The sequence below is a fragment of the Acidibrevibacterium fodinaquatile genome (genome assembly GCF_003352165.1).
Lineage (GTDB): Bacteria > Pseudomonadota > Alphaproteobacteria > Acetobacterales > Acetobacteraceae > Acidibrevibacterium > Acidibrevibacterium fodinaquatile.
On sequence record NZ_CP029176.1, the window covers coordinates 1,999,616 to 2,022,258 of the forward strand.

Consider the following 22,643-nt stretch of genomic DNA (forward strand, 5'->3'; position numbering starts at 1 on the left):
GGGTTTCGTGCGAGGAGAAGCGGAGACGGATGCCGTCCCACGCCTGACTGCCGCCGCAGCGGCGGCGCTTTTGCTGCGGGTCGAGGGGGTGAGGGTGCGCTTCGGCGGCGTGCAAGCGCTGGCCGGCGTGTCGTTCGAGGTCGGGCGCGGGCAGATCTGTGGCCTGATCGGGCCGAACGGGTCCGGTAAAACCACGCTTTTCAACTGTATCAGCGGCATTTATCGCTACGGCGCCGGCAGGATCACCTTCGACGGCCATGATCTTGCCGCCGCCCCGCGCGCCCGGCTCATCGGGCTTGGCATCGGCCGCACCTTTCAGAATGTCGCCCTGTTCCGCAGCATGACGGTGCGCGAGAACATCCTGGTCGGCGCCCACCATCTCGGCCGCTCCGGTTTTCTTGCGAATGCGCTCGCGCTGCCGATGGTTGCGCGCGAGGCGCGGGCGGCGGCGGCGCGGCTCGATGATCTTCTCGATCGCCTCGATCTCGCCGCCGTCGCCGATAGTCCGGTCGCCGGCTTGCCGTTCGGGACGCAAAAGCGGGTCGAGCTGGCGCGTGCTTTGATCAGCGCCCCGAAACTGCTTTTGCTCGACGAGCCAGCCGGCGGCCTCAATCACGACGAGGTCGCGGCCCTCGCCGATCTCTTGCAGGAGATTCGCGATCGCTTCGCACTCACCATCCTTCTCGTCGAACACCACATGAATCTGGTCATGCGCATCTCAGACAAGGTGGTCGCGCTGGAATTCGGCAGCAAGATCGCCGACGGCACGCCCGACGAAGTGCGCCGCGAACCGCGGGTGATCCGCGCCTATCTCGGAGACGGCGCCGATGCCAGCGCTGCTTGAAGTCACGGCTCTGCACGCCTTTTATGGCGAAACCGAAGTGCTGCACGGCATCGATTTCGCTGTCGCCTCTGGCGGGGTTACGGCGCTGCTCGGGGCCAATGGCGCCGGCAAGACGACGACGCTGCGCGCCATTTCCGGCATGGTGCGCGTCGGCGGCGATATCATCTTTGATGGCGAGGCGATCGGGGGGCGGGCGACGGAAGCGATCGCGCGGCGTGGGGTCGGCCATGTCCCAGACGGGCGCGGGACGTTTCTCGAACTCACGGTCGAGGAAAATCTCCGGCTCGGCGCGATCAGCCGCCGCGATCGCGCGGTCGGCGGCGACATCGAGCGCATGTTCGGCTATTTCCCCAAGCTCCGCGAGCGCTTGCGCCAGCAGGCGGGCACGCTTTCGGGCGGCGAGCAGCAGATGCTGGCGATCGCGCGGGCGCTGCTCTTGCGTCCGAAATTGCTTTTGCTCGACGAGCCCTCGTTCGGGCTCGCGCCGCTGATCGTCGCCGAGATGTTCGCCATTCTCGGCCGGATCAACCGGGAAGAACGCATGAGCATGCTGATCGTCGAGCAGAACGCCAATCTCGCGCTGGCGCTTGCCGATCATGCTTATCTGCTGGAAACCGGGCGGATTATGCTGTCTGGCAGTGCCGCGGAGATGCGCGAAAACGCGGCGATCCGCCACTCTTATCTCGGCTATTAGCGAAGGGGCGCGCCGGATGCAGGCCTTGTTGCACCAAATCCTCTCGGGCGTTGCGACCGGCGGCATCTATGCCAGCGTCGCTCTCGCGCTGGTGATGATCTATCAGGCGACGCATCACGTGAATTTCGCGCAAGGCGAGATGGCGACCTTTTCCACCTATATTGCCCTCACTCTGATTGCGGCCGGGCTTTCTTACTGGCTTGCGTTTTTGCTCACCGTCGTGATTTCGTTCGCGATCGGTGTTGTCATCGAACGCGTCCTGATGCGCCCGATGGCGCAGGCGCCGGTGTTGTCCTCGGTCGGCGTTTTCATTGGCCTGCTGCTGATTTTCAATAGCGTCACGGGATGGATTTTTTCCTACTCGGTGAAGGCTTTTCCGAGCCCCTTCCCCGAAACCAGCCGCGCGCTCGGCGGCTGGGCCTCACCGCACGAGGTCGGTGCAACGCTGGTGACGCTCGTCGTGCTCGTATTGGTCTACGGGTTTTTCCGCTTCACGAAACTCGGTCTCGCGATGCGCGCCGCGGCCTTCAATCCGGCCTCGAGCCGGCTGGTTGGGATACAGGTCGGCTGGATGCTGGCGCTTGGCTGGGGGCTCGCGGCGGCGATCGGGGCGATTGCCGGGATGATGGTCGCGCCGATCGTTTTTCTCGATCCCAGCATGATGTCCGGTATTTTGTTATACGCCTTTGCCGGAGCACTGCTTGGCGGGATCGATAATCCGCTGGGCGCGGTGATCGGCGGCTTCGCGGTCGGCGTCATCGAAAATCTCGCCGGCGCCTATCTGGTCGGCCCCGAACTCAAGCTCACGCTCGCGCTGATCATCATTCTCGCGGTTCTCATTCTCAAACCGGCGGGGCTTTTCGGCCGCGCCATCGTCAGCCGGGTGTAGCGATGATCGTGACGCGAAGATCAGATTTTTTCATTCCCGTCATTCTCGTGCTGGCCGCGACACCCACCTTTCTGCTCAGCGATTACCGGCTGTTTCAATTGACCATGGTGGCGGCCTACGCGATCGCCATTCTCGGGCTTGACATGCTGACCGGCTATACCGGCCAGATCTCGCTCGGCCATGGCGCGTTCTATGCTGTCGGCGCCTACACAGCGGCGATTCTGATGGCGAATTTCGACGTGCCCTATTGGGCGACGCTGCCGATCGCAGCGCTGATTTGCGCCGGCTTTGGCTTTGCTTTCGGTTTTCCGGCGCTGAGGCTCGGCGGGCTCTATCTCGCGCTCGCGACCTTCGCGCTCGCGATCGCGGTGCCGCAATTGCTGAAATACAAGGCGTTCGAGGCCTGGACCGGCGGTGTCCAGGGTATCGTGATCAGCAAGCCGGATCCGCCGTTTGGCTTGAAGCTCAGCCAGGATCAATGGCTTTATCTGTTCACGCTCGCGGTGGCGGCGGTGCTGTTTCTGCTCGCGCGCAATCTTTTGCGCGGACGGATCGGGCTTGCGATGCGCGCCGTGCGCGATCATGCGCTGGCCGCCGAGGCGATGGGGGTCGATCTCGCGCTGCTCAAAACCCGCACGTTCGCGGTGAGCGCCATGTATACCGGCATCGCCGGCGCGCTCGGCGCGATCGCGGTGCAATTCGTCGCCCCCGACAGTTTTTCGGTTTTCGTCTCGATCACGCTGTTCGTCGGTCTCGTGGTCGGGGGCATCACCTCGCTTCTCGGCGCAGTCTTCGGCGCGATCTTCATCGTCTTCATCCCGAACTTCGCCGATAAAATCTCGAAAGCCGCGCCCGGTGCGATTTACGGGATCATCCTGATCGCCTTTCTCTATCTTCTGCCGGCAGGATTTGCCGGGCTCGCGCGCCGCGTCATGGGCCCGCGTCGCGCGCCAACACACCAGGGAGAAACGTCATGAGACATCTGATATTCGCCGCTTTCCTGCTCGCGATCGGGCTTGCCGCCGGGGCAACGCGCGCCGGCGATATGCCGGGCGTCACCGCGACCGAGATCAAGATCGGCGGCACCATGCCCTATAGCGGCCCGGCCTCGGCCTATGGCGCCGATGGCCGGGCGGAAGTGGCCTATTTCAAGATGGTCAATGACCAGGGCGGCATCAATGGCCGCAAGATCAATCTGATGTCGGTTGATGATGGCTACAGCCCGCCAAAAACCGTCGAGCAGACGCGCATGCTGGTCGAACAGGAAGGGGTTGCCTTCATGTTTAACGGGCTCGGCACGCCGACCCAAACGGCGGTGCAGAAATATCTCAACATGAAGAAAGTGCCGCAGCTTTTCGTCGCGTCAGGGGCCGATAAATGGGGCGATTACCAGCATTTCCCCTGGACCATCGGCTATCAGCCAAGCTACCGGGTCGAGGCGCAAATCTACGCCAAATATGTTTTGAAAACGAAGCCGGACGCCAAGGTTGCGATCATTTATCAGAACGATGATTTCGGCAAGGACTACGTCAACGGCGTGAAAGACATTTTCGGCGACAAATACGCGAAGATGGTGGTGAAGGATATTTCCTACGAGGTCACCGACCCCACCACCGACCAGCAGGTGGTGACGCTGCAAGCGTCCGGCGCCGACACTTTGATGATTTTCGCGACCCCGAAATTCGCGGCGCAAATCGTGCGCAAAGTCTATGACATCAACTGGCATCCGACCGAGTTTCTCACCAATGTCTCGATCTCGGTGGGCGCGGTGCTGAAACCGGCGGGGGTCGAAAAAGCGGTCGGCATCATCACCGGCGGCTATCTCAAAGACAGCACCGATCCCGCCTGGGCCAACGATCAGGGGATGAAGGACTGGCTCGCCTTCATGGACAAATACATGCCCGGCGCCGACAAGACCGATGGCAATTACACCTATGGCTATGCCGTCGCGATGACGCTCGCCCATGTCCTCAAGGAATGCGGCAACGATCTCTCACGCGAGAACGTGATGAAGCAGGCGACCAATATTCACGCGCTCGAAATTCCGGTGCTGCTCCCCGGGATTACGGTCAACACCAGCCCGACCAATTACCATCCGCTGCGTCAGTTGCAGCTCGCGCGCTGGAACGGCAAGACCTGGGAGCGCTTTGGGGAGATCATCGAGGGCAACGGCTCCTGAGCCAGAGCGCGGTCTCCCATGCGGGCGGCGGGGCTGGACGCCGCCCGCAGCATCCCTCTACCCTCTGGCGACAGAGGCTGGAGAACGACGATGACCCTTCCGACAACCATGCAGCATATCGCAACCGAAGGCGCCGGCGGGCCGGAGGTGATGCATCTCGCAACCGGGCCGCGGCCGGACCCAAGCGCCGGCGAAGTGCTGATCCGGGTTGCCGCCGCCGGCGTCAACCGCCCCGATATCCAGCAGCGCCGCGGCCTTTATCCGCCGCCGCCGAATGCGAGCCCCATTCTTGGCCTCGAGGTTGCGGGCGAGGTGGTTGGCCTCGGCGCGGGGGCAGGGCGCTGGCGGATCGGCGATCGCGTTGCGGCACTCGCCAATGGCGGCGGCTATGCGGAATATTGCGCCGTGCCCGAGGGGCAGTGTCTTCCCTGGCCATCCGGCTATGACGCGATCCGCGCCGGCGCCTTGCCCGAGACCTATTTCACCGTCTGGGCCAATCTTTTTCAGCTCGGCCGTCTCCAGCCGGGCGAACGGGTGCTGATCCATGGCGGCACCAGCGGCATCGGCGTGACAGCGATCCAGCTCGCGGCCGCCTTTGGCGCGACTGCCTACGCCACCGCCGGAACGGATGAGAAATGCGCCGCCTGTCTTCGCTTCGGCGCAACGGCCGCGATCAATTACCGCACCCAGGATTTCGCCGCCGAACTCGCCCGCCTGACCGATGGTGCCGGCGTCGATGTCGTGCTCGATATGGTCGGCGGACCCTATGCCGCGGCCAATCTGCGTTCGCTCGCCAAAGGCGGGCGGCTGGTGCTGATTGCTTTTCTCGGTGGCCCGAAAGTGGAAAAATTCGATCTCACCCATGTCATGACCAAGCGCCTCACCATCACCGGCTCGACCATGCGGCCGCGTCCGTCCGAGGAAAAGGCGGCGATCGCCAAGGCGTTGCACGAGACGGTCTGGCCGCTGCTCGAGGCCGGACGCGCCGGGCCGGTGATCCACGCGGTGTTTCCGCTCGGTGAGGTCAGGGCCGCGCACGCCTTGATGGAGACGAGTGCTCATATCGGCAAGATCATGCTCCGCGTCGGCGCCTGAAGGCGCCGGGGATGACGCGTGGCGGGCGCGCCGGAGAGATTTCCCCGGCGGGGATCGCGCAACTCGCGGGTGCGGTGGTGCTTTTGGGTGGTGCGTGGCCGGTGACCAAGGTCGCGATCAATGCCGGGGCGGCGCCGCTCTGGTTCGGGCTCGGGCGGGCGGCGCTTTCGGGCCTCGCGGCATTCGTGCTGCTTGGCGCGCTCGGACGCCTGCGTTGGCCGCTCCGTGCCGATCTTCCGGCGCTGCTTGCGGTCGGCATCTTGCAGATCGCCGGTTTCTTCGCCCTCGCCCATGCCGCCATCGCCTATGTGCCGGCCGGGCGCACCGCGATCCTTTCCAACACCACGACGATTTTCGTCGTGCCGCTCTCGCTGCTCGTGCTGCACGAGACGATCCCGCCGCGCCGCTGGCTCGCGACCCTGATCGGGCTCGCCGGGATCATCGTCCTCGTCGGCCCCTGGGCGTTCGATTGGCATCACGCCGGGGTTCTCGCAGGCAACCTGTTTTTACTCGGCGCGGCCGGATCATGGTCGCTCGCGATCATCGCGGTGCGGCGCTATCCGCCGCAAAGCTCGATGTTTGCTTTGCTGCCGTGGTGTTTCGCGATCGCCTCGACCCTGCTTCTGCCGCTGGCGATGGCGCATGGCGGGGTCGGGCGCTGGACACCGGCCGGGCTCGCGGCCCTCGGCTTCATCGGCCTGATCGGCGGGCCGATCGGCACCTGGTGCGTGATGCAGGCGGCGATGACGTTGCCCTCGGTCGTCGCCTCGGTCGGGTTTCTCGCGACACCAGCGGTCGGGCTTCTGCTCTCGGCGGCTTTTCTCGGCGAAAAACTGGACGCCGATCTCGCGAGTGGTGCCGCGCTGATCTTGGGCGGGGTTTTGGTCGCGGTCTGGCCGGGGAGGGGGGGAAGGCGCTGATGCGTTTGCATGTGATCGAAGCCGGCGCCGGACCGACGGTTGCCATCCTGCACGGGCTGTTCGGCTCGGCGCGCAATTTTGCGACCATCCAGCGCCGGCTCGCCGCGCGCTTTCGCGTGCTCGCGCTCGATTTGCGCAATCATGGCGATAGCCCGCGCGCCGCCGGGATGGATTACGCGACGCTCGCCGAGGATGTGCGCGAGACGCTGGCGGCGCTCGGCGCGTTGCCGGCGGCGGTGGTTGGGCATTCGATGGGCGGCAAGGTTGCGATGCGCCTCGCGCTCGCGGCGCCGGCGGCGGTGAGCCGGCTTGCCGTCTGCGATATCGCCCCGGTCCCCTATCCGAGCCACGGCCATCGCGCTTATGTCGCAGCGATGCGGGCATTGCCGCTGTCGCCCGCGCTCACCCGCGCCGCGGCCGAGGCGGCGCTCGCCGACGCGGTGCCTTCGGCGCCGCTCCGCCAATTCCTGCTCCATAGTCTCCGCTTTGGCGCTGCGCCCTCCTGGCGGCTCGGTCTTGCCGAGATCGCGGCGGCGATGCCGGCGATCGAATCCTGGGAGGCCCCCCTTGGCGCGAGCTATGCCGGGCCGACGCTGTTTCTCACCGGTGGGCGGTCGGATTACGTCCGCCCGGAATACCGCCCGGCGATCCGCGCGCTCTTTCCCCATGCCCGCTTCGTGACCTTGAAACAGGCTGGCCATTGGCTGCACGCCGATGACCCGGAGGGGTTTCTCGCCGCGATCGCCGCCTTTCTCGACCCGCTCTTAGAGCAAGGTAGGTTTTGATTGAACCATCCTGTTCAATCAAAACCGGTCAACTTGCTCGCCAAAATAGGGGTAGAGCGTGATCGACTTAAACCGATCGCGCTCTAGCCGCACCGGTCACAGCGAAGGCGGCGGAACCCTGAGTTCGGCCGCTGTCGCGCCGATCGCGGCCCAGGTTTCCCCAGAAAGCGGGATACCGGCGGCAAGACGGGCTTCCCGCGTGCGGATTTCCGGCTCGCCGGGGAGCAACACCTCGCCGTCCGGGCTCGCCGGCTGTGCTGCTTTGACGTAAGCGGCATAGTCCTCGACCGCGCGCGCGAAGCCGGCGCCGGCGAAATGGCCGGGGTCGATATAGAGCGAGAGCATGCCATTGGTGATCCGCCGCGGCCCCTCGGGCATCGGCCCCGACGTTGCGCCACCGGTGAGGCAGCCGGCGAGAAGTTCGCACATGAAGGCGAGCCCCGAGCCCTTATGCTCACCGAATGTGCGAAGCGCGCCCTTGCCTTTGGTCGCGTCGCGCAGATGCGTGCCCTCGATCTCGCCATAGAGGAGACGCGGGTCGCCGGAAATCGTGCCATCGGGGCCGATCAGCGAATCGTCGGGCACTTTCTTGCCGCCTTGCGAGGCGACCAGCACCTTGCCCTCGGCGACGCGCGAGGTCGCGAAATCGAGCACCAGCGGCACGCCGCCGGCGCGCGGCACGGTGATGCAGATCGGGTTGGTCGCGAAGCGCCGCGAGACGCCGCCGAACGGCGCGGTCAATTCGCCGCCCGCGACATTGACGAAATGGAGCGAGAGGAGCCCGGCTTCGGCGGCGCGTTCGCCCCAATCGCCGATGCGCCCGAGATGCCCCGCCCGGCGCAGCGCGATCGCGGCAAGGCCGGTTGTTTTCGCCTTCACGATGCCGAGATCGACGGCGAGCGGCCCGACGGTTTGGCCAAACCCGCAATTGCCATCGACGACGGCATGGCTCGGCGTTTCCTGAACGATGGTAAGGCGTTGCCCGGCGCGCACCGCGCCCTCCTTGAGCCAGGCGACATAGCGCGGCACCCGGATGACACCGTGGCTGTCGTGCCCGGCGAGATTGGCCGAAACCAGATAACGCCCGATCCGCGCCGCTTCCTCGGCCTCGCAGCCGGCGGCGGCGAAAATCTCGGCGACATAGGCCTGCAAGCGCGCGGCAGGCACGGCGATGCTGGCAGGATGGGGGGCATGATCGGACACGGCGCTTTCTCCCTCAGGCGGTTTTCCTCCCCGGTTTAGCGCCCGCCACGCCACCCGCCCAGGGGGAGATGAGCCGGGGGGATAAGCCGAGGAAGATAAGCCGAGGAAGATAAGCCGAGACTTGCGAGGGGCGCGGCACGTTGACAGGGGTTGGCCCCCGCCTTCATGCTCGCGCACTCAGCCGGACGGAAAGGAAAACCACGTGGTCATCACACGCCGCCGCATGCTCGGCTCGACTCTGATCGGTGCCTCGTTCGCCGGCGCGCTGGCGCGCCGCGCCGCTGCGGCGGGGCCGGTGCTGCGCATTGGCGTGATGAACGACATGTCCGGCCCCTATCGCGATGTCAGCGGCCCCGGCTCGGTTGCCTGCGTCAACCAAGCGCTGGAGGATTTTGGTGTCCCCGGCAAGGGATTCGCGGTCGAGGTGCTGACCGCCGATCATCGCAACAACCCCGATGTCGGCGCCACCATCGCGCGGCAATGGTGTGATCGCGAAAACATCGACATGATCCTCGATGTACCAACCTCCTCGGTCGCGCTCGCGGTCGCCAATATTTGCCGCGAAAAAAACCGCGTCTATATCAATAGCGGCGGCGGCACCGCCGAGCTGACCGGCAAGCAATGCAGCCCGAACACCATCCATTGGGCCTATGACACCTACATGCTCGCCAAATCGACCGGCGGGGCGACGGTGAAAGCCGGTGGCACGAGCTGGTATTTTCTCACTGCCGATTATGTTTTCGGCCATAATCTTCAGGATCAGACCAGCGCGGTCGTCAAGGCGGCGGGCGGCACGGTACTTGGCGCCTCGGCCTATCCGTTCCCTGGCACCACGGATTTTTCCTCGCTGATGCTCAAGGCGCAGGCTTCGGGTGCGAAAGTGCTCGGCCTTGCCAATGCCGGTGATGACACCGTGAATTGCATCAAGCAGGCGCATGAGTTCGGCCTTACGCAATCGATGCAGGTCGCGGGCCTGTTGCTCACGATTTCCGGCGTTCATGCCCTCGGTCTCGCGGTGGCGCAGGGAACCTTGCTCACCGAGCCGTTTTACTGGGATCTGAACGACAAAACCCGCGCCTTCAGCGCCCGCGTGCAGCCGAAAATGCCGGCCGGCGCGAAGCCGAATTTCGAGCAGGCGGGCTGCTATTCGGCGACCATGCATTATCTCAAGGTGGCCGCGGCGATGGGGATCGATGCCGCAAAGCAGGATGGCCGCGCAACGGTTGCGCGCATGAAAGCGACACCCTGGGAGGATGACGCCTATGGCAGCGGGCATATCCGCGAGGATGGCCGCAATCTCAATCCCGCCTATCTTTTCCGTGTCAAAGCCCCCGCCGAAAGCAAGGCGCCATGGGATTATTACACGTTGGTCGCGACCACCCCCGGCGATCAAGCCTTCCGCCCGCTTGCCGAAGGCGGCTGCCCGTTCATTCACACGTAAGCAGTCTGCGCCGCGCCGGCGAACGGCTGCGTGGCTCTATTCCGCCAACTCGCGTGAGCGGGCGGCGGCAGCGGCGACGGCCTCGGGCAGAAGCTGCGGCAGCGCCCCGGGCGCCATCAAAACCGCGAGCGCGGCTTCGGTGGTGCCCCCTTTGCTGGTAACGGCCTCGCGCAAGCGGCGCGCATCCTCCCCGCTTGCCGCGAGCAGCGCGCCGGCCCCGGCGACCGTCCGCCGCGCCAAGCGCCGGGCGAGGGAGGGCGCGAGCCCTTCGGCGATGGCGGCGCGTTCCAGCCATTCGGCGAGCAGGAAGACATAAGCCGGGCCGGAGCCGGAAACCGCGGTGACGGCATCGAGATCGCCCTCCCGCTCGACCCAGACGACCTCGCCGACGGCAGCGAGCAGCCGCTCGCAAAGCGCGCGCGCCGCGGCATCAACCTCATCGCCGGCGCAGGCAGCGCTGATCCCCTCACCGATCGCCGCCGGGGTGTTGGGCATGGCGCGAACGATCGCCGCCCGCGTGCCGAGCAGCCGGCGCATGCCGGCGATGCCGCGCCCGGCCATGATCGAGAGAAACACTGCGCGCCCGGCAAAGCGGGCATAGGCGGGAAGGATTGCCGCCGCTTGCTGGGGCTTCACCGCGAGAATGACGGCGGCAGGGGCGAAATCGGCGGGGATATCGGCGGCTTCGGCGACCACGCGGGCCGGCGGGGCAATGTCCGGCCGCGCCGGATCGACGACCAATATCTCGCCAAGCCCGGCTTCGCGCCAGCCGGCGAGCAAGGCCCCGCCCATCCGGCCGCAGCCGACGAGCAGCAACGGCGGGAGAGAGCCGCTCACGCCTCGCCCACGCAGTCCAGCATCGCGGCTTGCAACGCGTCCGCCGGGCTTTTGCCGCCCCAGAGGGTGAATTGGAAGGCAGGGAAGAAACGCTCACACTCGGTCAGCGCGATATCCACCATGTCTTCGAGGCTTTCGGCCGAGGCGCCCTGGGTGCCGCGGAGCAGCATGGCATGGCGGAAGAGCGGCATCCCGTCATCGGGGTCGAGACCGAAATGGCCGATCCAGAGCCGCTCATTGGCGAGCGCCAGCAGCTCATAGAGCGCGCCGCGCCGGCGCTCGGGGACTTTGAGGTCGAACGCGCAGGTGAAGTGCATGGCGCTGATTTCATGCGACCAACTGAAATAGAGCCCGTAATCGCACCATTTGCCCGGTGCCTCGGCGGCCATTTCGGATTCGCTGCGGCGATCGAACGCCCAATCATTGGCGCTCGCGATCTGTTCCAGCGTATCGAGCGGGTTGGCGGAACGGGTCTGTTCGGAAGGGGGGGAGAGAGCGGTCATGGCGAGGTCTCCCATCACAAGGAAGGCCGGGTCGGAAGGGGGCGGCGATCACGCGCCCCCCGGGTCTCTGCGCAACCACCCTAAAGCGAGGGTGGCAAGGGCTGCAAGCAATTCCCGTTCTTTGGCGCTAACCGCTGCTTTCGGCGGCGTTGGCATTCGCCTCTAGCGCCGCGACTCGGTGCTCGAGGGCGGCGAGGCGAGCAAGCGCCGCGGCCAGCGTCGCCGCCATTTCCTCCTGGCCGGCGCGGGCATTGGCGGCCATCTCGCCGATCGCCGCGATCTCCTCGTGTTGCACGAGATCGAGCCGGCGGACGACGGCCTCCACCTTGGCCCGGGCCAGCGATTCGGCTTCGTCGCGCAGGCCAACCACCGCCGAAAGCGCGCCGCCGGCGATCCCGGCAAGGTCATCGAACAGGCGTGGACGCTCATTCATCGCACGATACTCCTTCACCGGCGGAGACGGCTTCCGCCGCCCCGCTGATCTCCTTATAACCCTCCGCATGATTCTCGTCACGGGCGGCGCCGGGTTCATCGGCTCTCATCTTCAGGCGGCGCTGGCCGAGCAAGGCGTCGAAACCGTGGTCGTCGACCGGCTGCGGGGCGGCGGCAAATGGCGCAATCTCCGCGCCCACCCGCCGGTGCAAATCATCCCCCCCGAAGAATTGGACGCGTTCCTCGCGCGCCATCCGCCGCTCGAGATGGTTTTCCATCTCGGCGCGATCAGCGCGACCACGGTCACGGACGGCGATCTCGTCTGGGAGACCAATGTCGCGCTGTCGCAGCGCCTCTGGGCGTGGTGTGCCGCGCGCGGCGTGCGGCTCATTTATGCCTCCTCGGCGGCGACCTATGGCGATGGCGGCGAGGGGTTCGACGACGCGCCCGCTCTCGCCGCCCTCCGGCGCCTTTGCCCGCTCAACCTCTATGGCTGGAGCAAGCACGCTTTCGATCTCTGGGTCGCGGGCGAAATCGAGGCCGGCCGGCCGCGCCCGCCACAATGGGTGGGGCTGAAATTCTTCAACGTCTATGGCCCCAATGAATATCACAAGGGCGGGATGGTCTCGGTCGTCAAAGTGAAATCCGACGAGATCGCCGCCGGACAGAAGCCGCGCCTGTTCCGCGCCGACCGGGAGGGGATCAAGGACGGCGAGCAGAAACGCGATTTCATCTGGGTGGGCGACGTCGTCGAGGTCATGCTCTGGCTCGGTGCTCACCCGGAGGTGAACGGGCTCTTCAATCTCGGCACTGGCGTTGCGCGCAGCTATCGCGAACTCGCCGCCGCGGTCGCCGCCGCCTGGGGCGCGCCCGATGAGGTCGAGTTCATCGCCATGCCCGAGGCGTTGCGCGGCCAATATCAGTCTTTTACCGAAGCGCGGATGGCGCGGCTGCGCGCGGCGGGCTACACCGCCCCATTCACCTCGCTGGAGGCCGGGGTCTCGCGCTATGTGAAGGACTTTCTCCGCGCCCCCGATCCCTATCGATGATCCCGGTTCTGCTCTATCCCGGTTTCGACCCGGTGATGCTGCATTTCGGGCCCTTCGCGATCCGTTGGTATGCGCTCGCCTATATTCTCGGCCTCGTCATCGGCTGGCGGCTGATGCGCCGCCTCGTCGGGCTCGTGCCCGCGGTTGCGACACCGGAACAGGTCGATGATTTTCTGAGCTGGGCAACGCTCGGCGTCGTCCTTGGCGGGCGGCTCGGCTATGTCTTGTTCTATCAGCCGGCCGCCTATTTCTCCCATCCGCTCAGCATCCTCGAGGTCTGGCACGGCGGGATGAGTTTTCATGGCGGGATGCTCGGCGTTGTCCTTGCAACCATCTGGTTCGCCCGCCGCCACGCCATCAACTTGCTCGGCTTCGCCGACCGGCTCGCCGTCTGCGCGCCGATCGGGCTCGGCTTCGGGCGGATCGCCAATTTCATCAACGGCGAACTCTGGGGGCGGCCGGCGCCGGCATGGCTGCCCTGGGCGATGATTTTTCCCCAAGCCGGACCCGAGCCACGCCACCCGAGCCAGCTTTATCAGGCGCTACTTGAGGGGGTGGTGCTTTTTCTCGTGCTGTTTTTTCTCTCCCGCCGGGCACAGGTGCGGGCGCGGTTTGGTCTGTTGAGTGGCGTTTTCCTCGCCGGCTACGCAATCGCGCGCATGTTCGGCGAACTCTTCCGCGCCCCGGATGCGTTTCTCGGCTTTCTCGCCGGGGGCCTGACGATGGGGCAGTTGCTCAGCCTGCCGATGCTGATCGTTGGTGGTTTGCTGATTTTTCAGTCATTGAGGCAGAAACCGCGCGCGCTAAAATGAAAGGCGATACGTCCCCAATCCCTTGCTGTGGGGTTTGCGCAGAGGCGCAAGCCATGTCGAAGTCTCAAGACTCCCCGCATTTTCATACCGCGCTGAAAGTCTTGGCGAAAACGGGTGGGTCGGCGCGCCTATCGGCGAATTTCTGGCCCCGCGTCGCCGCCTCGCGTGTTTCGTAACCGCGAACCCAGGTCGGAGGGTAGGAAGGGTCACCCGTTTCCCCCGCGCAAAGGACCGGCGGCGCTTGCAGTCGCCGCGATCATCGCTTAATCAACCAAAGACGCGGTCCCGTTCGTCTAGAGGCCTAGGACACCGCCCTCTCACGGCGGTAACAGGGGTTCGAATCCCCTACGGGACGCCATTTCGGGTCGTGTCCCCCCGAGTGGTGTAGGCGCTGTCGGTTATATCAGCGCCGCCGATCGATCCAGGCATGGCTATTCAACCATAACGGACTGGAGCTTGCCCTCATGCCGGGACAGCGGAACCCCTGGGACATTCCAGAATGGCATGCCATCGGGCGGGAAACTGCGCTGGTGCGCCATCTTATCGGTTCGGGCGTTACGGCGCTAGGACGCGCCAACTATGCAGACAAGAAGGGGGAGTACTACACAGCCTTCTTCGGCCTTTCTGTCGGATTGGAGCGATTGGCGAAGCTCATCCTTGTGGCGGATTACGTTATTTCAAATAGCGGCCAGATGCCAGAAGAGAGGGTCGTCCGAAGGTTCGGGCACAAGCTCGTTGAACTCATGCAGGCGGCCAATGGCGTAGTCGAGAAATACAACCTAAATCTGGGCTACAAAAGGCCAACCACAGCGATTAGCCAACAGATAGTTGAATGCCTTGACGCGTTTGCAGATGCAAGCCGGGGCCGCTACGCAAATTTTGCCAGTCTTGGGGACCCAAATCTCGGCCAAGAGGAGGCTATTCGCAAATGGTGGGATGGTGTCGCCGAGTTGATCTTGAAGGAGCATTATTACGGGAAGGCGGTTCAGCAGAAAGTTGAGAAGCGAGCAAGGGTCGCCCATGTGGAAATGTCGCCGTTTACAATAGTGTTACATACCAATGAAACCGGAGATATGATGCAAGATGTTCTGTCCGCTTCGATTCGCGCTGGTCAGACGGATATCGTCCAGCGATATGGCCGGTATTATGCATTGACGGTAGTGCGCTGGCTTGCGGAGGTCCTGTCGGAGATTTCCAGAGCTGCGAGCTTTAAACATGGCGCGGATGCATTCTATGGCGCATGGGAACATCTTCAAACATACACTGTCGATGACAGCTTTCTTAAGACCCGAAAAATATGGCCACTTACTTGATATTATCGGCCAATCAGGTTCTAGCGGCAGCCCAATGAATGCTGATCGTCGCATTGAGGGAAGATCAAGAGCGCGCTGGAGTGCATGGGCGCAGCCTTTCCCACTGCTTCATAGCGCAACGGCGAAAACGTAGTGCTCTACGTCATCCATTTGGGCACGCCATTTCGGGTCGTGTCCCCCCGAGTGGTGTAGGCGCTGTCGGTTATATCAGCGCCGCCGATCGGACTCCAGGCAGGTACGGCGGCTGGCTATCCGAGCTTTTCCGCGAGCATGCCGACATTTTCGGCGATCACGTCCCAGCCCGCCTCAGCCCTGAGATCGCCTGTCTGGCCGGGTCCATATTCCTTTGGGCGCGGGATGAAGCCGGTTTTGAGGCCGCAGGCCCGCGCTGCCGCGAGATCGGAAGGATGCGCCGCCGCCAGCATCACCGCGCCCGGCGGCAGCGCGAGGAGCGCACAGGCGCCGAGATAGGTTTCCGGGTCGGGCTTGTAGTGGCGGAAAATATCGGCGCCGAAAATCACGTCGAAACACATCCCACCGGATTTCGCGAGATCGACGAGCAGGGCGACCGGGCCATTGGAAAGCGTGCCGGTGATCGTTTTTTCACGCAATCGGGCGAGCCCGGCGACAGTATCGGGCCAGGGGCGCAACTGGTGCCAGAGCGAGACCATCCAGACGCGATCGGCCTCCGGGAGTGTTGCGAGGCCGAATCGCGGCAAAAGCTCATTGAGGCTCGCGCGGTGCAGCGCATCGAGCCCCGTCCAGGCCAAAGCGCCGCTTCGCACACGCTGCATCGAGGGCTGATAGGCGCCGCGCCAGGCATCAACCAGCCCCGCCCAGTCAGCGTTGCGGCCGGACCTTTCACCATACGCCGTCAACGCGGCGATCAGGCTGCCGCGCCAATCGACCAAGGTGCCGAAGACGTCGAACAGAACCGCCCGCACCGCGCCCATGTCACGCCACCTCCGGCCATGCCCGCGATGGCGGGCGCAGCTTTTCCCAAAGGGCTGCGACCCGTAGAACGCCAATGTCATCAAAGCGCTGGCCGATAATTTGAAGGCCGATCGGCAATCCCTCCGCGCTATAGCCGGCATTGATCGAGACCGCCGGCTGCTCGGACATGTTGAAGGCGACGGTGAAGCCGATATGCTCGAACGGGCGTTCGGGGTCGTTGCTCGGTGCCGGCAGTTCGGCGGCGAAGGCGGGCATCGGGGCGGTCGGGGCGAGGACGTAATCGACGCCGTCGAAGGCGCGCATGGCGGCGGCGCGGATAGCCATGATCTGGCTCACGCCGTGATAGACGTCGAGCCCACTCGCGTTCGCGCCGCCTTCGGCCCAGGCGCGGATGAAGGGCAGCACCTTGGCCGCGCGCGCGGCCGGGAGCGCCTTGATGTCCGCCCAGGCCCGCACCCGCCAGAACATGTCGAGCCCGGCCATCATCTCGCGCGTCAGAAACGGCGCTACCTCAATGATTTCTGCCCCTTCGGCGGCGAACCGCTTGGCCGCGCCGGCAACCGCCGCCTTGACCTCGGGTTCCACCGGAAAGCCGAAACCGGCCTCCAGCATCAGGCCGAGGCGAAGCCTTTTGGGCGAAATCGCGAGATCTTGCCAGGGAATATCGGCCGGCGGCAGGCTCATATGGTCGCGCCGGTCAGGGCGGCTCAGGATTGACATCATCAGCGCGGTATCGGCGACCGTCCGGGTCAAGGGCCCCGCGACGCGGCCGATATAGGGCGGGTCGATCGGCACCCGCCCGAGGCTCGGCTTCAGCCCGACGACGCCGCACCAACCGGCCGGCAGCCGCACCGAGCCGCCGATATCGGTGCCGAGATGAAGCGGCCCGTAGCCCGCCGCCGCCGCCGCCGCCGCGCCGGCGCTCGAGCCGCCAGGATTGCGCGCGAGATTCCAGGGGTTGCGGGTCAGCGGGTGAAAGCTCGAAAGCCCCGAGGACAACATGCCGTAATCGGGCATCGTGGTCTTGCCGAGGATCACCGCCCCGGCCTCGCGCAGCCGCGCGGCCGGCGGCGCGTCAGCGGCGGCGGGTGTGAGGTCGCTCGCCGCGGTGCCGAGCGGCATCGGCACCCCCTTGGTCGCGACATTCTCCTTGATCGTCACGGGCACGCCATCGAGCGGGCCGAGCGCCGCGCCGCGCGCCCAGCGCGCCGCCGAAGCCCGCGCCGCCGCCCGCGCGCCTTCGGGATCATAGGCGTAGAGCGCGTGCAGATGGGGCTCGCACGCGGCGATTCGTGCCTCGACCGCTGCCAGCACCTCGGGAGGCGAAAATTTTCCGCAAGCAAACCCGGCGGCGAGGTCAACGGCGGTGAGATCGGCGAGATCGGACATGCGGGGCTCCCGTTTCGAGGCATTTCTGCGAACACGCGCCGGCCAGGATGCGCCGGATGGCAAGACCGCTCAAGTCGGCCTCTGCGGCGGATTTTGTGAACGGCGGGGGAGATAGCGCGCGCGCCGGCGGGCTGTTAGAGTTATTCCCCATGAACATATTCGTTGCCTCATTTTCGCCGTTCCGGCCGCGCGCGGCCCTTCTGGCGATGACCCTGCTCTCAGCCTGCGCCGCCGGCAGCGCTGCGTTTCCGAGCGTCAATAATGCCACCGGCGATCAGGGCGGGGCTTACGGCAATTACCTCTCCGGTCAGTTCGCGCTGAGCCAGGGGGCGTTGGATATTGCCGCGAGCCGGCTGCTCGCAGCACTCGCCGATGATCCCACCAACGGCCAGCTCCTGCGCCAGGCGTTTCTTGCCAATCTGCTGGCTGGGCGGCCGGAAGCGGTGCGATTGGCGGTCAAGCTGCCCGATAACGCCGCCGCCCAATTGCTGCTCGCCGACGAAGCGGCGCGCCAGGGGGACTGGGATTCGGCCAAGCAGCGCTATCTCGCCTTGCCGCATCAGGGGATTTCACAAATTCTTGAACCCCTGCTCGTCGCTTGGTCCGATATGGGCGCAGGCCATCCCGATGCCGCGCTCGCCATCCTGAAGCCTCTCACCGCCAATAAGAATCTCGGCGGCATTTACGCGCTCCACGCGGCGCTGATCGCCGATCTCGCTGGGCGCAGCGCCGAGGCCGGGCGCTATTACGATCAGGCTCAGACCGCGTTTGCCGCCCCCAATCTGCGTTTTGCGCAGATTCTCGCAAGCTGGCAGGCTCGCCAGGGCCAGATGGAGGAGGCGCGCCGCACCATCGCCAGCCTGCGCCAGGGCGACAGCGTGCTTTCGATGGCGGTGCCGGCGCTGGAATCGGATATCACCGAGCGGCCGGTCGCCAACGCGGTCGATGGCATCGCCGAAACCTATCTCGCGCTCGCCGCCTCCCTCCGCCAGCCGGAGACCGAGGATTTCTCCCTTCTCATCCTCCGCCTCGCGCTCGATCTCCGGCCGCGCTTCACGCCGGCGCGGCTTTTGCTCGCCGATATGCTGGACGATGGGGGACAGCCGGAAAACGCGCTCCAGACCTTGGCCTCGGTCCCCAATGACGCGCCGCTCGCCGGCCTGATCCAGCTTCGCCGCGCGACGATCGAAAATCAGCTCGGCCATACCGAGACCGCGATCGGCATTCTCCAGGGGCTCGCCAAGCAATTTCCGGATCGGCCCGAGCCGCTCGCGCAACTCGGCGATCTCTATCGCGCCAAGGAGCAATTTCCCCAGGCGATCACCGCCTATGATGGCGCGATCGCGCGGATCGGGGATATGCAGGCGCGTGACTGGGTTCTGTTTTACGCCCGCGGCATCTGTTATGACCGCGCCCATCAATGGCCGAAGGCGCAAGCCGATTTCGAGCATGCCCTGCAGCTCTCGCCCGATCAGCCTTATGTCCTGAATTATCTCGGCTATTCCTGGGCCGAGCAGGGCACGCATCTCGCCGAGGCGCGCAAGCTGATCGAAAAGGCGGTCGCCATCCGCCCCAATGACGGCGCCATCATCGACAGCCTCGGCTGGGTGCTGCTGCGCCAGGGCAATACCGCCGGCGCCGTCCATTGGCTCGAGCGCGCGGTCGAGATGGAACCCGAGGACGCGACCATCAACGGCCATTTCGGCGATGCGCTCTGGGCCGCCGGGCGCAAGCTCGAGGCGACCTATCAGTGGCGCCTTGCTCTCACCTTCAAGCCCGATCCCGATGAGGCGGCGCGGATCGAGGCGCGGCTCAAGCAAGCGAACATCCCCGGCAACGGCACCGCCAACACCGCCGAACAGGTTGCGCCGCATCAGGAGAAAGCCCACGAGGGGGGTAATTGAGCGCGGATGCCGAATTCGCCCCGGCCAAGGTCAATCTTTACCTTCACGTCACCGGCCGGCGCGGCGATGGCTATCATCTGCTCGACAGTCTCGCGGTTTTTCCCGATATCGGCGACCGGCTGAGCGTGCGCCCGGCGCCGGCGCTGTCGCTCGAAGTCACGGGACCGTTTGCCGCCGATCTCGCCGCGGGGGAGGATAATCTTGTCCTTGCAGCGGCGCGGGCGTTGGTCGCGAGCGGCCGAGAGGGGCCAGCGCAGGATGGGGCAGGGGCGGCGCTGACGCTTGAGAAAAATCTGCCGGTCGCCTCCGGTATCGGGGGCGGCTCGGCCGATGCCGCTGCGGCACTCCGGCTGCTCGCCCGCTTTTGGGCGCGGGCGGGAGACCTTACGGCGATCGCGGCCCGGCTCGGCGCCGATGTGCCGGTTTGTCTCGGCGCGCGGGCGGCACGGATGTCCGGGATCGGCACCGATCTCGCGCCGCCGCCGCGTCTCCCCGAGGCCGGGATCATTCTCGCCAACCCCGGTGTCGCGCTTTCGACCAAGGACGTGTTTGCCGCCCGGACTGGCGCGTTTTCCGCTCCCCCCACCTTGCCCGCGGGCTGGGGCGATGCTGCCGCCATGGCCGCCGCTCTCGCGGCGCTCGGCAATGATCTCGAAGCGCCGGCGATCGCGCTTTGCCCGCATGTGGGCATCGTGCTGGCCGCTCTTCGCGCATTGCCCGGGGCGCTGCTCGCCCGCATGAGCGGCTCGGGGGCGACCTGTTTCGCGCTCTTCGCGACGGCCGCGGCGGCCCGCGCCGCCGCCCGCGCATTGCCACGGGATTGGTGGGTCAAGGCCGGGGTTTTGCCGCCGACCTGACCGATGGCTCATCCTGCAGGGGAGAAAACCATGTCCTACGAAGACATTCTGTTTGCGGTGGCCGACGGCGTTGCGACCATCACCATCAACCGCCCGCAGGTGATGAACGCCTTTCGCGGCCGCACCTGTGAGGAGCTGATCGATGCCTTCAATCGCGCCGGCTGGGACAAGGCGATCGGTGTCATCGTGCTCACCGGCGCCGGCGACAAGGCGTTCTGCACCGGCGGCGACCAATCCGCGCATGAGGGGCAATATGACGGGCGCGGCCTGATCGGCTTGCCGATCGAGGAGCTGCAATCGATCATCCGCGAGGTGCCCAAGCCGGTCATCGCGCGCGTCCAAGGCTATGCGATCGGCGGTGGCAACGTGCTGGCGACGCTCTGCGATCTCACCATCGCCTCCGAGCGGGCGCAGTTCGGCCAGGTCGGTCCCAAGGTCGGCTCGGTCGATCCCGGCTTCGGCACGGCCTATCTCGCACGCGCCGTCGGCGAGAAGAAGGCGCGTGAGATCTGGTACCTCTGCCGCCGCTACAGCGCCGCCGAGGCGCTGGCGATGGGGCTCGTCAACGCCGTCGTGCCGCATGACCAGCTCGACGCCGAAGTCGCGCGCTGGTGCGCAGAAATCATGGAGAAAAGCCCGACCGCGATCGCCATCGCCAAACGCAGCTTCAACGCCGACACCGACGCTATCCGCGGCATCAGCGGCATGGGGATGCAGGCGCTCACGCTCTATTACGCGAGTGCGGAGTCAAAGGAAGGCGTGCGCGCCTTCAACGAGAAGCGCAAGCCCGAATTCCGCAAATATCAGAAATAGCGGCGCCGCTGCGGCGGACCTTGCCGGAACAGCGCGCTTTGTGCCTGGGCTTGGCAGTGCCGCTCGGCCTCGGTATAGGAATCGCGGCGCGGGCGTGGCGGAACTGGTAGACGCAGCGGACTCAAAATTCGCCGTCCTTACGGACATGTCGGTTCGAGTCCGACCGCCCGCACCAAAAATCCTCTCCTCCGGCCGGCCCAGTGATGGCAGGATGCCGTCATGCTCGATGCCCGCCATCTTCCCCGTCACTTACCGCCGCCGGAATTGCTCGATCCGGCGGCGATGGCGCGCGCCGATCAGGCGGCGATCGCGGCCGGAATCTCCGGGTTCACGCTGATGGAAGCGGCGGGGAGGGCGGTTGCGCGCGCGATACGGCAGCGTTTCGCGCCGGCGCGGGTCTTGGTGTTGGCCGGGCCCGGCAATAACGGCGGCGATGGCTATGTCGCCGCGCGGCTGTTGCAGCAGGCGGGCTGGCCGGTCCGGCTCGCAGCCCTCGCCCCACCCGGCGCCGGGAGTGATGCCGCGCGCGCCGCGGCAGATTGGTCCGGCCCGAGGGCGCCGTTCACGCCAGAGGCGGCGGCGGCGGCGGATTTAGTGGTCGATGCGGTGTTCGGCGCCGGGCTTTCGCGCCCGCTTGCGGCAACCGTCGCCGCGACGCTCGCGGCAGCGCGGAACCGCGTCGCGATCGATGTCCCGAGCGGGCTTGACGGGGGAACGGGGGCGGCGCGCGGCGAGGTTTCACCGGCGGCGCTCACCGTCACTTTCTTTCGTTTGAAGCCGGGCCATCTTTTGCTGCCCGGGCGGACATTGTGCGGCGAGATCGTGCTCGCCGATATTGGCCTTCCGGTGTCGGTGCTGGGCGCGGTCGCGGCGAGCGCGCTCCTCAATCAGCCCGCCCTCTGGCGGCTGCGGCGGCCAGGGGCGAGCGATCACAAATATCGCCGTGGCACCGTCGCCGTTATCGCCGGCGAGATGGCGGGTGCTGCTCTGCTCGCGGCCGAGGCGGCGCGGCGGATCGGCGCCGGGCTGGTTTCCATCCAAGCGCTTGCGCCGCTACAGGGGGTGGCGCCGGGGCTGATCCTTCGCCACGCGCCGCTCAGCGAAATTCGCGCCGACGTGGTCGTTTGTGGCCCCGGGCTCGGGGTTGCGACCGCGCGGGCGCAGCTTCCGGCGGTGTTGCGCGCGGGGCGGCAGGTGGTTGCCGACGCCGATGCCCTGACCGCCTGCGCTGGCCGGCCCGAAGCGCTGCGCGGCGCTGCCGTGCTGACCCCGCATGAAGGGGAGTTCGCCCGCGTCTTCGGCCCGGTTGGCGCCGATCGGCTCGGGGCCGCGCTGCGGGCGGCAGCGCTGAGCGGCGCCGTCATCGTGCTCAAGGGCGCCGATACCGTCGTCGCAGCGCCGGATGGGCGGGCGGCGATCAATGCCTCCGCCCCGCCGGCGCTCGCAACCGCCGGCAGCGGCGATGTGCTCGCCGGCATGATCGGCGGGCTGCTCGCGCAGGGCTTGACGGCGTTCGAGGCGGCGCTGGCCGCCGTCTGGCTTCATGGCCGCGCCGGCGCTCTGGCCGGGCCGGGATTGGTCGCCGAGGATCTGCTGGCGGCGCTGGCACCGGCACTCGCCGAAGCAGACGAAGTGAGTGCGCGCAGCCCCGATAGACCCGTTCGACGCTAACACATGGCTGTCGCTTCATCGCGACGTGGGTTATGATGAGAGCGCTTAGCCGGAGGATC

At 66.1% G+C, this 22,643-nt stretch carries 22 protein-coding genes and 2 tRNA genes; 18 read left to right on the forward strand and 6 right to left on the reverse strand.

From position 1 onward, the window contains the following. Positions 1-7 precede the first annotated feature (7 nt). From DEF76_RS09590 to DEF76_RS09625, 8 genes are all read left to right on the forward strand, one after another. Positions 8-844, forward strand: a complete 837-nt coding sequence (locus tag DEF76_RS09590) for an ABC transporter ATP-binding protein (RefSeq protein ID WP_240318966.1) — start codon at positions 8-10, stop codon at positions 842-844. Continuing rightward, positions 828-1,538, forward strand: a complete 711-nt coding sequence (locus tag DEF76_RS09595) for an ABC transporter ATP-binding protein (protein WP_114912148.1) — start codon at positions 828-830, stop codon at positions 1,536-1,538. Before DEF76_RS09590 ends, DEF76_RS09595 begins: the two co-directional genes overlap by 17 nt. 16 nt (positions 1,539-1,554) lie before the next feature. Continuing rightward, positions 1,555-2,427, forward strand: coding sequence for a branched-chain amino acid ABC transporter permease (locus tag DEF76_RS09600; protein WP_114912149.1), 873 nt, complete (start codon positions 1,555-1,557; stop codon positions 2,425-2,427). A gap of 8 nt (positions 2,428-2,435) precedes the next feature. Beyond that, on the forward strand, positions 2,436-3,404 hold the full coding sequence (locus tag DEF76_RS09605; protein WP_205215971.1) for a branched-chain amino acid ABC transporter permease: 969 nt from the start codon (positions 2,436-2,438) through the stop codon (positions 3,402-3,404). Beyond that, the gene (locus DEF76_RS09610; RefSeq protein ID WP_114912151.1) at positions 3,401-4,606 is read left to right on the forward strand and encodes an ABC transporter substrate-binding protein; all 1,206 of its coding nucleotides are present in this window, start codon (positions 3,401-3,403) and stop codon (positions 4,604-4,606) included. Before DEF76_RS09605 ends, DEF76_RS09610 begins: the two co-directional genes overlap by 4 nt. Positions 4,607-4,696: 90 nt before the next feature. Beyond that, positions 4,697-5,701 (forward strand): NAD(P)H-quinone oxidoreductase, encoded by a 1,005-nt coding sequence (locus DEF76_RS09615; RefSeq protein ID WP_114912152.1) that lies wholly within the window; start codon positions 4,697-4,699, stop codon positions 5,699-5,701. An 11-nt stretch (positions 5,702-5,712) separates the two neighbouring features. Next, a complete protein-coding gene (locus tag DEF76_RS09620; protein WP_114912153.1) occupies positions 5,713-6,621 on the forward strand; it encodes a DMT family transporter in 909 nt (302 codons plus the stop codon). After that, a complete protein-coding gene (locus DEF76_RS09625; protein ID WP_114912154.1) occupies positions 6,621-7,406 on the forward strand; it encodes an alpha/beta fold hydrolase in 786 nt (261 codons plus the stop codon). Before DEF76_RS09620 ends, DEF76_RS09625 begins: the two co-directional genes overlap by 1 nt. Positions 7,407-7,502: 96 nt before the next feature. Here DEF76_RS09625 and DEF76_RS09630 read toward each other — a convergent pair whose 3' ends face one another. Further along, a complete protein-coding gene (locus DEF76_RS09630; protein ID WP_240318967.1) occupies positions 7,503-8,609 on the reverse strand; it encodes a malate/lactate/ureidoglycolate dehydrogenase in 1,107 nt (368 codons plus the stop codon). Positions 8,610-8,811: 202 nt separating this feature from the next. Here DEF76_RS09630 and DEF76_RS09635 point away from each other — a divergent pair, with 202 nt between their 5' ends. Beyond that, the gene (locus DEF76_RS09635; protein ID WP_162800583.1) at positions 8,812-10,050 is read left to right on the forward strand and encodes an ABC transporter substrate-binding protein; all 1,239 of its coding nucleotides are present in this window, start codon (positions 8,812-8,814) and stop codon (positions 10,048-10,050) included. 36 nt (positions 10,051-10,086) lie between these two features. On the opposite strand, the gene proC is transcribed toward DEF76_RS09635, so the two are convergent. From proC to DEF76_RS09650, 3 genes are all read right to left on the reverse strand, one after another. After that, positions 10,087-10,887 (reverse strand): pyrroline-5-carboxylate reductase, encoded by an 801-nt coding sequence (proC, locus tag DEF76_RS09640; protein WP_114912155.1) that lies wholly within the window; start codon positions 10,885-10,887, stop codon positions 10,087-10,089. Continuing rightward, a complete protein-coding gene (locus DEF76_RS09645; protein ID WP_114913791.1) occupies positions 10,884-11,390 on the reverse strand; it encodes a type III secretion system chaperone family protein in 507 nt (168 codons plus the stop codon). The genes proC and DEF76_RS09645 overlap by 4 nt, the downstream gene beginning before the upstream one ends. Positions 11,391-11,517: 127 nt before the next feature. Beyond that, the gene (locus DEF76_RS09650; RefSeq protein WP_114912156.1) at positions 11,518-11,823 is read right to left on the reverse strand and encodes an accessory factor UbiK family protein; all 306 of its coding nucleotides are present in this window, start codon (positions 11,821-11,823) and stop codon (positions 11,518-11,520) included. Positions 11,824-11,890: 67 nt separating this feature from the next. Between DEF76_RS09650 and rfaD the strand changes: the two genes are divergently transcribed. The 4 genes from rfaD to DEF76_RS09670 all read left to right on the forward strand — a co-directional run bounded on the left by rfaD (position 11,891) and on the right by DEF76_RS09670 (position 14,996). Beyond that, complete coding sequence (gene rfaD, locus DEF76_RS09655) at positions 11,891-12,871, forward strand: ADP-glyceromanno-heptose 6-epimerase (RefSeq protein WP_114912157.1); 981 nt, start codon at positions 11,891-11,893, stop codon at positions 12,869-12,871. After that, a complete protein-coding gene (gene lgt / locus DEF76_RS09660) occupies positions 12,868-13,683 on the forward strand; it encodes a prolipoprotein diacylglyceryl transferase (RefSeq protein WP_114912158.1) in 816 nt (271 codons plus the stop codon). Before rfaD ends, lgt begins: the two co-directional genes overlap by 4 nt. A 282-nt stretch (positions 13,684-13,965) precedes the next feature. Then, positions 13,966-14,041 (forward strand) — tRNA-Glu (locus tag DEF76_RS09665). A 106-nt stretch (positions 14,042-14,147) separates the two neighbouring features. Further along, on the forward strand, positions 14,148-14,996 hold the full coding sequence (locus tag DEF76_RS09670) for a hypothetical protein (protein WP_114912159.1): 849 nt from the start codon (positions 14,148-14,150) through the stop codon (positions 14,994-14,996). Between the two features lie 248 nt (positions 14,997-15,244). On the opposite strand, the gene DEF76_RS09675 is transcribed toward DEF76_RS09670, so the two are convergent. Beyond that, positions 15,245-15,949 carry a haloacid dehalogenase type II gene (locus DEF76_RS09675; protein WP_114912160.1) on the reverse strand — a complete coding sequence of 235 codons (705 nt, stop codon included), beginning with the start codon at positions 15,947-15,949 and terminating at the stop codon, positions 15,245-15,247. Between the two features lies 1 nt (position 15,950). Then, entirely contained in the window at positions 15,951-17,339 is a 1,389-nt protein-coding gene (locus DEF76_RS09680; protein ID WP_114912161.1) for an amidase, read from the reverse strand. Between the two features lie 149 nt (positions 17,340-17,488). On the opposite strand from DEF76_RS09680, the gene DEF76_RS09685 reads away from it, so the two are divergent. From DEF76_RS09685 to DEF76_RS09705, 5 genes are all read left to right on the forward strand, one after another. Further along, a complete protein-coding gene (locus tag DEF76_RS09685) occupies positions 17,489-19,243 on the forward strand; it encodes a tetratricopeptide repeat protein (RefSeq protein ID WP_162800584.1) in 1,755 nt (584 codons plus the stop codon). Next, positions 19,240-20,100, forward strand: coding sequence for a 4-(cytidine 5'-diphospho)-2-C-methyl-D-erythritol kinase (locus DEF76_RS09690; protein ID WP_114912163.1), 861 nt, complete (start codon positions 19,240-19,242; stop codon positions 20,098-20,100). The genes DEF76_RS09685 and DEF76_RS09690 overlap by 4 nt, the downstream gene beginning before the upstream one ends. A gap of 30 nt (positions 20,101-20,130) precedes the next feature. Further along, positions 20,131-20,913, forward strand: coding sequence for a 2-ketocyclohexanecarboxyl-CoA hydrolase (gene badI, locus DEF76_RS09695; protein WP_114912164.1), 783 nt, complete (start codon positions 20,131-20,133; stop codon positions 20,911-20,913). A gap of 88 nt (positions 20,914-21,001) precedes the next feature. Further along, positions 21,002-21,088 (forward strand) — tRNA-Leu (locus tag DEF76_RS09700). A 44-nt stretch (positions 21,089-21,132) separates the two neighbouring features. Further along, the gene (locus tag DEF76_RS09705; RefSeq protein ID WP_240318968.1) at positions 21,133-22,584 is read left to right on the forward strand and encodes an NAD(P)H-hydrate dehydratase; all 1,452 of its coding nucleotides are present in this window, start codon (positions 21,133-21,135) and stop codon (positions 22,582-22,584) included. The last annotated feature ends 59 nt before the right edge of the window (positions 22,585-22,643 follow it).